The sequence below is a fragment of the Planococcus sp. A6 genome (assembly GCF_028823615.1).
Lineage (GTDB): Bacteria > Bacillota > Bacilli > Bacillales_A > Planococcaceae > Planococcus.
The window spans coordinates 1-9,524 of sequence record NZ_JAPEHT010000124.1 but is presented as its reverse complement, the minus strand read 5'-3'; the positions used below and the strand labels follow the sequence as shown (position 1 = coordinate 9,524).

The 9,524-nt window shown below is 50.2% G+C and carries 10 protein-coding genes; 2 read left to right on the top strand and 8 right to left on the bottom strand.

The features are described from left to right. From ON064_RS15005 to ON064_RS14980, 6 genes are all read right to left on the bottom strand, one after another. The coding region (locus ON064_RS15005; RefSeq protein WP_274625408.1) for an endonuclease/exonuclease/phosphatase family protein at positions 1 to 831 on the bottom strand (831 nt) is incomplete at its 3' end. Between the two features lie 96 nt (positions 832 to 927). Continuing rightward, positions 928 to 1,674 (bottom strand): endonuclease/exonuclease/phosphatase family protein, encoded by a 747-nt coding sequence (locus ON064_RS15000; protein ID WP_274625407.1) that lies wholly within the window; start codon positions 1,672 to 1,674, stop codon positions 928 to 930. A 97-nt stretch (positions 1,675 to 1,771) separates the two neighbouring features. Next, positions 1,772 to 2,533: a MerR family transcriptional regulator gene (locus tag ON064_RS14995; RefSeq protein WP_274625406.1), complete on the bottom strand. Its 762-nt coding sequence runs from the start codon at positions 2,531 to 2,533 to the stop codon at positions 1,772 to 1,774. 63 nt (positions 2,534 to 2,596) lie between these two features. Then, a complete protein-coding gene (locus tag ON064_RS14990; RefSeq protein WP_274625405.1) occupies positions 2,597 to 4,336 on the bottom strand; it encodes an ABC transporter ATP-binding protein in 1,740 nt (579 codons plus the stop codon). Between the two features lie 32 nt (positions 4,337 to 4,368). Then, positions 4,369 to 5,583 (bottom strand): MFS transporter, encoded by a 1,215-nt coding sequence (locus ON064_RS14985; RefSeq protein WP_274625404.1) that lies wholly within the window; start codon positions 5,581 to 5,583, stop codon positions 4,369 to 4,371. A gap of 137 nt (positions 5,584 to 5,720) precedes the next feature. Then, positions 5,721 to 6,911: a class I SAM-dependent rRNA methyltransferase gene (locus ON064_RS14980; protein ID WP_274625403.1), complete on the bottom strand. Its 1,191-nt coding sequence runs from the start codon at positions 6,909 to 6,911 to the stop codon at positions 5,721 to 5,723. Between the two features lie 121 nt (positions 6,912 to 7,032). Between ON064_RS14980 and ON064_RS14975 the strand changes: the two genes are divergently transcribed. Next, positions 7,033 to 7,236: a hypothetical protein gene (locus tag ON064_RS14975; RefSeq protein ID WP_274625402.1), complete on the top strand. Its 204-nt coding sequence runs from the start codon at positions 7,033 to 7,035 to the stop codon at positions 7,234 to 7,236. A gap of 733 nt (positions 7,237 to 7,969) precedes the next feature. On the opposite strand, the gene ON064_RS14970 is transcribed toward ON064_RS14975, so the two are convergent. Both ON064_RS14970 and ON064_RS14965 read right to left on the bottom strand, forming a co-directional pair. Further along, entirely contained in the window at positions 7,970 to 8,326 is a 357-nt protein-coding gene (locus ON064_RS14970) for a SpoIIAA family protein (protein WP_274625401.1), read from the bottom strand. A gap of 6 nt (positions 8,327 to 8,332) precedes the next feature. Further along, positions 8,333 to 8,692: a SpoIIAA family protein gene (locus tag ON064_RS14965; protein WP_121300724.1), complete on the bottom strand. Its 360-nt coding sequence runs from the start codon at positions 8,690 to 8,692 to the stop codon at positions 8,333 to 8,335. Between the two features lie 163 nt (positions 8,693 to 8,855). Here ON064_RS14965 and ON064_RS14960 point away from each other — a divergent pair, with 163 nt between their 5' ends. After that, complete coding sequence (locus tag ON064_RS14960; protein ID WP_121300723.1) at positions 8,856 to 9,518, top strand: GntR family transcriptional regulator; 663 nt, start codon at positions 8,856 to 8,858, stop codon at positions 9,516 to 9,518. The last annotated feature ends 6 nt before the right edge of the window (positions 9,519 to 9,524 follow it).

Here is a 9,524-nt window from a genome sequence, read left to right as displayed (position 1 = left end):
TGGCTGGGCTACAGGCACAAGGATCGCAGCCGAGTCATGTTTCTGTGTCCAGACGAGCTCTGCGGTGATCGGCAAATGATCCGATACAGCCGTTTCGATTTTTTCTGCATCCCGCACATCAAAGCCTCGGTCGGCAAAAATATAGTCGATGCGCGTCATCGGCTTGAACGATTCGCCGGTTTCGTGATTTTCATAAGGAGACGGATACGTATAGGCGTCGCCTCGCTTCGTTTTCAAGAAGACGTCTGTCATAGTATGGTGGAGATGGGCCAAGTGGCGATGTGTCGGCGGTGCATTGAAATCGCCCGCGATGATTTTCGGGAAATGGCTCTTGCCGGCAATCTCCAATATTTCCGCAATGCTCATTTCAAGCTCTTCATCTTTCAACGCTAAATGGGCATTCAACACTTTGAGGTAAGTGCCTCCGACTTCAATTACTGTCTCGAGAACGCCTCGCTGCTCATTATTGTAGATGTCAGTGACTACTTGCGTCAAAAAATGGTTTTCTGCGTACTTGATTGGATAAAGGCTTAACGTAGCATTGCCATACTGGCGGTTCGGACGTTCTGGGTCATCCGGCGCCTGGTTCAAATTGGCACCATATGCGGCGTACATCCCGAGCCGTTCGGAAAGCCATTCGACCTGATCCATATAAAAACTGCGGGCTGAAAAATAACGGTCGACTTCCTGAAGTGCCACTATGGTAGCTCCCGACGCTTCAATCACTTGTGCGGTTCTTTCTAAATCCACTTCGCCATCCATTCCCATTCCATGGGCAATATTGAACGACATCACTTTCACTGTTGGTGTCCTGCTGGCATCGCCGTGCATGAGACCATCTCCTTTTCTTGTTGAAACGAATCAGTGGCAGCTGCAATTGTCCCCTTAATTATAGCAAGGATGGCGCTTTTGTAAGTTAAAAACAGGTTAAAAATTGTTAGAGTTTTGTAAATTTCTGATTTTTGCCACAATTGGAACATGATCCGAGGCCTCGGTATCGATGGTCCATGTCTCTAATGATTGAAAATGGGCATCATGGAAAATATAATCGATTTTTTGGCCGTGGTCGCCTTGTTTTTTATACGTATCGGGATAAGGGCCCGAACCGAACGCGTTATAAAAATGCTTGGAAAACCGCTGGATATGTTTGGTAGAAGGCGCAGCATTAAAATCCCCCACCAGCACTTGCGGCAGCGGGTTGTCGGCAATTACGGCAAGGATTTCCGTCAAGCTGCGGTCCACTTCTTCGTCAATCAAAGACAGGTGCGTATTATAAAACGAAAATCGCCGCCCTGCCACTTCGATAACCGCTTCGAGCATTCCGCGCGGCTCGAATTCTTCCGGATGCACTTCGACTGCGCTCAAATCGTGGTTTCGGGATGACACGATCGGATAACGGCTTAAGATGGCGTTGCCGTATTCACGTTTCGGGCGTGCCCCGCCAGCTCCCCTGTCGATCAAGTTCGGCCCGTATGCCATATACATACCGAGCCGCTTGGACAGCCATTTTGCCTGATCCAAAAACTCGCTGCGAGAGGAGAAGTTGCGGTCCACTTCCTGTAAACCGGCAATATCCACTTTTCCTTGTTCAATCGCTTGTGCCGTCAGTTCCAGGTCCAACTCTCCGTCGATACGTTTTCCTGAGGCAATATTAAAGCTCATCACTGTCAGCATCTTCCCCACCCCCGTCTTCTCTTATTATTGTTTACTTCCATTCCCCTACCTTGCCGATCGAAACCAAAATAAGGCCCGCAAGCAGGCGGGCCCATTTTTATTCATCTTGCTGATCTGTATAGGCAATGATGGCATCGCGCAAATATTGCGCTGCCCCTTCGCCGGCTTTTTCATAATAAGCTGTAAAGCGTTCATCCGCCACATACATTTCCGCCAGTCCGGCATGTGCTTTCGGCTCGTAGCTGCCCCATGTAAATCCGAGCCACTGCCGGTGCAAATCGGCTATTTCCTGTCCCGCGGCTCCCGCCGGTTCGCCTTCTTTCATTGCATGCTCCAGCTTTTCCAGGATCTCCTGCTCAAGGCGTTTGAATGCTTCATATTGTTCCTGGCCCATGCCGAGCATTTTGGCATTTGAACGGTCGACTTCCGCGTCGCCGTATTTCTCTCGGATTTCTTTCCCGAAAGCCGCTTCATTGTCCTCGACCAGCTGCTTCTTGAATCCTTCGAACTTTTCATGATCTGCCATTCGACTCTCCCCTTGTTTTGTGGAAATCGTTTTCTCCACATTTGTAATCAAAAGGTCCAGGCGGCTGCGTTCCCGCATCAACTGTTCCCGCTGCCCAATCAATGCTTCGGTTTCATCAAAACCCGGCTCGTCCAAAAGCTTCGCGATGTCATGAAGCCCAAAACCGAGCTCACGGTAAAACAAGATGAGCTGCAGGCGATCGATTTCTGCGCTCCCGTACAATCGGTAGCCGGATTCGTTTTTCTGCGGCGTCAATAAGTCGATCGAATCGTAATAACGCAAAGTGCGCGCACTCACGCCGGCAAGCGTTGCCAATTTCTGCACTGTATACATGCCGCCACCTCCTGATGACTTCATCGTAAACCTTGACGCTGCGTCAGGGTCAAGAAAAAAACATTAGGTCAATTGCTGTTCGGCGAATTCGCGGTAGAGCATATGCTTTCCGGTCAACTCCCGGTGGTTCCCAATGCCCGTGACCCGCCCGCCTTCGATAAAGACAATCTGATCGGCATCGACGATCGTCGACAACCGGTGGGCGATGACGAGCGTCGTGCGCCCTTCCATCAAACGGCCGAGCGCCTGCCCGACGATGCCTTCCGATTGGCTATCGAGGCTCGCTGTCGCCTCGTCCATCATCAATAATTTCGGATCGCGCAAAAATGCGCGGGCGATGGCAATGCGCTGCCGCTGCCCACCGGACAATTTGACGCCGCGCTCCCCGACTTGCGTATCCAATCCGTCCGGAAACGAAGCGATGAATTCCTCGGCGTACGCCATGCGGGAGACGCGCCACAGTTCTTCATCTTGATAATTGTCGGCATCCGGCAAGCCATAAGTCAGATTCGCCCGGATCGTCCCGCCCATCATGGCGCTTTCCTGTGATACATAGCCGATCTGGTCGCGCCAAGAAGCAATCGCCACATTATTTATCGGCACATCACCGATTGTAATGGTCCCAGCGGTCGGTTCGTAAAAGCGCTCGATCAACCCGAAAATGGTGGTCTTGCCTCCGCCGCTCGGCCCGGCAAACGCAATCTTCTGGCCAGGCCGTGCTTCAAACGACACGCCCTGCAACACTGGCTCGCCGTTTTCGTAGGCAAAGCTGACGTCTTCGAGGCGCAGCGTTTTGCCGGTGATGTCCATTTCGATGCCGCGCTGTTGTTCTTCAAGCGGCAATTCCAAAATATCGATAATGCGTTCTGTCGCCCCTCTCGCTTTTTGCAACTCCGTAAAGAACCGCGCAAACGTAGCGAGCGGCACAACGATTTGGAACAAATACAGAAGAAAAGCGACTAAGGATCCGGTCGACATCGACCCTTCCGATACACGGATGCCGCCGTAGCCGATGATCATCACGATAACGACCATGACAACCAAGTACATCAGCGGGCCGATCAAGGCATAGACTTTCGCTTCTCTCATGCCAAGCCCGTATAATTTCTGGATGCCCGAAAGCCCGCGCTGCTCTTCCACTCGTTCCGCTGTCGATGATTTCATCAAGCGGATTTCCCCGAGCGTCTGCTGGACGTCGCCCGTGAATACGGCAGTCTCATCCTGCAGACTGCGGGAAATCTTCGCCATCTTGCGCCCCAAAGGGATCATGATGGCGATCGTCAGCGGCACTGCGAGCATCATGATCAAGGTCATTTTCCAGTCAAGTACAAGAAGAATCGCCACGGCCCCGATGATTGTAATGATGCCGGTTACGAAATTCGGAAAATGATCGGTGATGAGATTCCTGACGATGCCGGTATCATTGACGACACGGCTCACCGTCTGCCCGCTTGTGTGCTGGTCGAAATAGCCGACACGCAACCGCAGCAAATGAAGCCACATGCGCTCGCGCAGCCCAGCCACGATCCGCTGCCCGACCATGCTCAATAAATAAATCGATACGCCGTTAATGACAGCCTGCACGATAAACGCAGCGGCAAGCGCGGCAATCAATCCTCCGCTCAATGCCTCCACTGAAAACCCGTCCACTAATTCTCTCGTCAGCAACGGGACGAGCAAGCCGACGATGGTCGTGACCAAACTGGTCGTCAGCCCGAAAATCAATGCCCATTTCGGGATTTTAATCGACGTTAAAAGTGTGAAAAACGGCTTGATCCCCTGTTTTTTCTGAATTGATTCCATAACTCCATCTCCTATCTATCCGGTCAAACCATTTACGCAGCAGCAATTTTCCGGTCTTTCGGCAAAGCGAGGCCAACCAGCCCGAGAATCGGCAGCACGGAAATAATGATCATCGTTTCATAAACGCCGATCGAATCCATCAACACCCCGATTGCGACCGCTCCAATGGCACCCATACCAAACGCCAAGCCGACCGTCAGCCCAGACATCGTGCCGATTCTGCTCGGTACGAGTTCCTGGGCGTAGACGACCATGACGGAAAAGCTCAACATGAGGAAAAAGCCCAGGACGGACAGGATGACAGCGACGATCGGCAATGCCACGTATGGCAACACCAGCGCCAACGGAATCGGCACGATCAATGACAGCACAATGACGCGCTTGCGGCCGATGCGGTCTGCGAGCGGGCCACCGAAAAAGGTCCCGAACGCCCCTATTCCGAGAAATAGGAAGATGAACATTTGCCCTTGCTGGATTGTCACACCATAATTATCCATTAAATGGAATATATAAAAACTGGTAATCGTCGTTATGTAAAAAGTGCGCGCGAAAATGATCAACAATAGTAACGTCAAAGCAGTGCCCACTTGCTTTTTCGTCAAAGGCGGCAAAGAAGACAGCACCGCTTTTTTCACTTTCTCCAATTTATCTCGCTCTAATTGCGCCTTGTACCAGGCGGAAATTTTGGATAATACGAAAATGCCGAGTGCTGCGACAAAAAGAAACAAGGCCGCTCCCCGTTGCCCAAGCGGCACCAGGATAAAGGCACTGATCAAAGGCGCCAGTGCTTGCCCGGAGTTGCCGCCGACTTGGTAAATCGATTGCGACAAGCCCCGCCTTGATCCCGCTGCCATATACGACACGCGCGAACCTTCCGGATGAAAGACCGCAGAACCGAACCCGAGGAAAATGACCGATAGTAAGATGAGCCAATACTCGGGCGCAAACGCCAAGCCCGCGATCCCGATGAACGAGAACACCATGCCGAGCGGCAATGCGTAAGGCATCGGCTTTTTATCGCTCGCAAAACCGATGACTGGCTGCAACACAGACGCCACCATATTAAGCGCAAAAGCGATCAGCCCGAGCTGTGTGAAGGACAAGCCCAGGTCCTTCTCTAAGATCGGGAACATTGCCGGAATCACTGCCTGCAAGGAATCATTCAGTAAATGGACACCGCCGATCGCGAACATCACCGGGTAAACCGGATTTCCCGCGAACGAAGATGAGGAAATTGCTTTTGCCATTATGCCGCCTCCAAATTAGGTAATTATTTTTCCATTATAAACCAACTCATTCAGGCAATAAAATGCACAAAAAGCGCAGTTGCACATTCGCCATTGAATGCCCATCTGCGCTCTTTGTTTCTGCTTATGAGCTCGCCTTATAGTAAACGGAGGAATAGCACTTTCAAATAATCGCCTTCCGGAAATCTTCTGTCGACGTGGAAATCGGCCGGCAAGCTATAAGTTTCTACCACTTTGTATTTCTGGTTTTTATCTTTGAATGCTTTATCGATCATTTGGGTGAACTTCTTCATATTGAATGAAGCGCTGTTGGTCGAAGCGACGATCAAGCCTTCCGGCGCCGTAATATCGATCGTTTCCTTCATCAAATTAGTGTAGTCTTTCGCTGCACTGAAAACGTGCTTTTTCGAGCGCGCAAAGCTTGGGGGATCGAGGACGACCACATCAAAGTTTAGGTTTTTGCGCTTCGCGTATTTGAAATAATTGAAGACATCCATCACTAGAATGTCCTGCTCGTCAAAATCAATGCCGTTGATGCTGAACTGCTCGATCGTTTTCGCCGAGCTGCGCTTCGCGAGATCCACGCTCGTCGTCTTGTCCGCTCCGCCAAGCGCCGCTGCCACAGAAAAGGCCCCTGTGTAAGAGAAGGTATTGAGCACCGTTTTGCCGTCCGCATATTTCGTGCGGATCGCCTGGCGCACATCGCGCTGGTCGAGGAAGATGCCGGTCATTGCGCCGTCGTTCAAATACACCGCAAAATTCATGCCGTTTTCTTGGACGATCAACGGGAATTCCCCACGCTCGCCCGATACGAAATCATCGTCTTCGATATACTGGCCTTTCGTATCAAACCGTTTTTTCTCATAAATTCCGATGCATTCCACTACATTCTCCAAAGCTGCCACGACGTCTTCGCGGAACGAATAGACGCCTTCGCTATACCAAGACAGCAGATAGAATCCGGCATAATAATCGATCGTCAACCCGCCGAAACCATCGCCTTCGCCGTTGAAGACACGGAAAGCGGTCGTCTCCGGATTGTTGAAGAATTTCTCGCGGCGGCTGAACGCCAATTCCAGCTTGCGTTCGACAAAGGCTTGGCCGACTGCCTCGTCCTGGTTTCTCGTCAAGATCCAGCCAGCGCCTTTGTTCTGCTCGCCGTAATAACCCGTGCCCAAATATTCCCCGTCTTTATCGACGAGGCGCAGCAATGTGCCTTCCGGAGCATCGATTTCACTCATCAATCCGTCTTTTGTGATGAGCGGAGACCCTTTCGCCAATTCATTTCTTAAAACATCTTTCACTATTACCGTCATTTCGTTTCTCACAATTCCTCATCCTATCTATGCCGTTGCGTTTTGCATTATAATCAGTGTAAAGGAAATCCGTCGCTCTGCCCACTTTCAAACGCCCTTTTCAATGAATTGGATCAGGAAAGGAGGAGCCGTCGTGAAAAAGAAATTCTATGTCTACAACATCTTGCTGACAAACGGGGACATGTTGGAAGGCGTCCGCATTGAAGGTGCACTTGAAGACCATTTCATCGGCATTGCCGTCAGCCTGCTTCCGGTAGAAGATGCAGCGGGCAAGACGATTGTCTTGAACCTCTTCCACATCGTGCGTGCTGAGCTTGTGCGCATTGAAGAAGCTTAGTGGAGATAGTGAGGGTTAGCTTGCGGAAATGTGTTTGCTGTTCTATCGGAGCTTCAGGTTAGTAGGGGAATCGCTTCCCGGGACATGATTGGAAAAGATAGCGCGAGTTTAGATGTTGAATTGTTTTTGCTTCTGTTTGAGTTTCGCCTGAGTAGTCGCCGCCGTGCTTTGGGTTGGCCTCTTGCCGTAAGCCAGAAAGAACGCCTGTCTTACGGCATCGGCTCACCCCTTTACGCTCGTCGGCTGAGTGATTTCATTGAGTGAAGAATGTTTAGTCAGTCCGGCTTCTGCAATCAGTTGCCGGCTAGTGGGGAAATCGCTTCCTATGATGCAGCGTCTGGCACGTTGGTGCTTGAGTCGAGGATTTTGGTGATGAATCATAACTAACTAGTTTCTACCCCAAACTCTAAAGATGACTCGAGCTACAAAACATGAAGCATTTCACATTTTCTATCGAATGGACAGAAGAAATCTCCTTTCCTTCTAAAACTAGAGACGGAGTGGAAGGGGACTGACTCCTGAGGGACCGCGCGGGCTGGCGAGACAAATGTGCGGCTCTCTTTTCCGAACATTGGCTCAACACCCGCCCCTCGGAAAGCAGCCCCCTGAAACGAAGTCTCATAGCGCAAGCTATTGTAATCACTAAATTTTAACTTCTATCTTTATATCTGCATAATCCTATCAACAGAAAAAAGGCGCTCCGCAGAAATGCGGAACGCTTTGTATCCATTATTCATTCTTGCATCCATTCCCATGCATCGTTCATTTCGTCGAGCTTGAAATAGCGTGTCTCCAGGCCGGCTGCAAAGCCTTGCCAGCCGCTCGCTGTCGAGGTCCAGTCCCTTTCGCTGATGACCGCGAATTTGCGCGCTTGGCTCCAGCTTTGCCGGTCGATTTCTGCACTGTCTGCTGCATCGAACAAAGTTGAATCTTCCACTTTGTAGATAATCGCGTACATATTGAAATGCCCTTTTTCGCTCACTTTGTCGCGGATGACGTGATCCAGTTTCTCTATATCGGCTTTGCTGGCACGCCCCTCTACTTCAATCGCAATCGTTTCTATGTCTTTACTCGGTACAATTGACAGCATATCTCGTCACCTCTCCTTTATCCAATCCCAGGCTGCTTCCATCTGGTCGATTGGGAAATGTTCGGCTTGCACGCCCGGCAGTTTGTCGATAGCGCCCGACACTTTATCGAGCCAGTCTTTTTCACTGACGACCGCAAGTTTATTGTATTGGCTCCAGCGTTTGGCATCGACGGCCAGCTCTTCGAACATTGCGCCTGCTGTAGGACCATCGATATCGCCGATTACGGCGTAAACATTGAATTTCTCATCGTTGCGGAATTTTTCGAACACCACATTGTCGAATTTCTTCAAATCGTCTTTGGTTACTTTCCCTTCAACTTCAATGGCAAGGGTTTGTTCGTCTTTACTGGTAACGAATGATAACATGGCGGCTCCTCCTTAAAGTTTCCTGATAATGCTGTTATTCCCTCTAGAGAGGGCATCAAACTGACATTCGGAAATCAGCGTTTTAGATATATCGCATTCTGCATTTTATTGCTCTGCAGATTAGTGTATAATGGAGTCAGATAATTTCGAAAGGAGATTTACTATGCCGATTCCTGTAGACCATACAAGGCCGGTACGCGTTTCCGCTAAAGAAAGTGCCCATTTGCAATTGCAGCAATGGATTATCGATGGCACCTTGCAGCCCGGTGAGAAACTGGTCGACACTGAACTTGCCGAAGCGCTCAATTTGAGCCGGACGCCAATTCGTGAAGCCCTGCAACTTCTTGAAGTCCAAGGGTTCATTGAAATGTTTCCTGGCAAAGCGACACGCGTTACGGATATCCATATCGAAGACATCAAACACCTCTTGCCCCCCCTTGCTGTACTGCAAGCACTTGCCGGTGAGCTGGCCATTCCGAATTTAACCCCTGAGATCTTTGGGCTTTTGGAAGAAACCAACCGGAAGTTTGCGCGCGCCATCCGCAACAGCGATTCCTTCTCTGCTCTGAAGATTGATGAAGAATTCCACCAGATTATCGTGGATGCAGCCGGAAATCCTTATATAGATTCCATGCTCGGCCAGCTTCAATCACACGTCCGCAGACAATTTTTCCATCATTCCTTAGTCTTGACGATGCGCTCCCATGATGAGCACATCGAAATCATCGAAACACTGAAAGCCGGAGACGCAGAAAAGATTTCACATTTGATGAAATCCAATTGGGTCCGTACTATCGAAGACTTGACCGCTTCGAAAGGCATTTAAAAAAAG

Bases quoted from the DNA above. Each gene is read 5' to 3' on its own strand.
- ON064_RS14990 (WP_274625405.1), bottom strand. From the start codon at position 4,336: ATGGAATCAATTCAGAAAAAACAGGGGATCAAGCCGTTTTTCACACTT.
- ON064_RS14985 (WP_274625404.1), bottom strand. From the start codon at position 5,583: ATGGCAAAAGCAATTTCCTCATCTTCGTTCGCGGGAAATCCGGTTTAC.
- ON064_RS14965 (WP_121300724.1), bottom strand. From the start codon at position 8,692: ATGTTATCATTCGTTACCAGTAAAGACGAACAAACCCTTGCCATTGAA.
- ON064_RS15000 (WP_274625407.1), bottom strand. From the start codon at position 1,674: ATGCTGACAGTGATGAGCTTTAATATTGCCTCAGGAAAACGTATCGAC.
- ON064_RS14970 (WP_274625401.1), bottom strand. From the start codon at position 8,326: ATGCTGTCAATTGTACCGAGTAAAGACATAGAAACGATTGCGATTGAA.
- ON064_RS14960 (WP_121300723.1), top strand. From the start codon at position 8,856: ATGCCGATTCCTGTAGACCATACAAGGCCGGTACGCGTTTCCGCTAAA.
- ON064_RS14995 (WP_274625406.1), bottom strand. From the start codon at position 2,533: ATGTATACAGTGCAGAAATTGGCAACGCTTGCCGGCGTGAGTGCGCGC.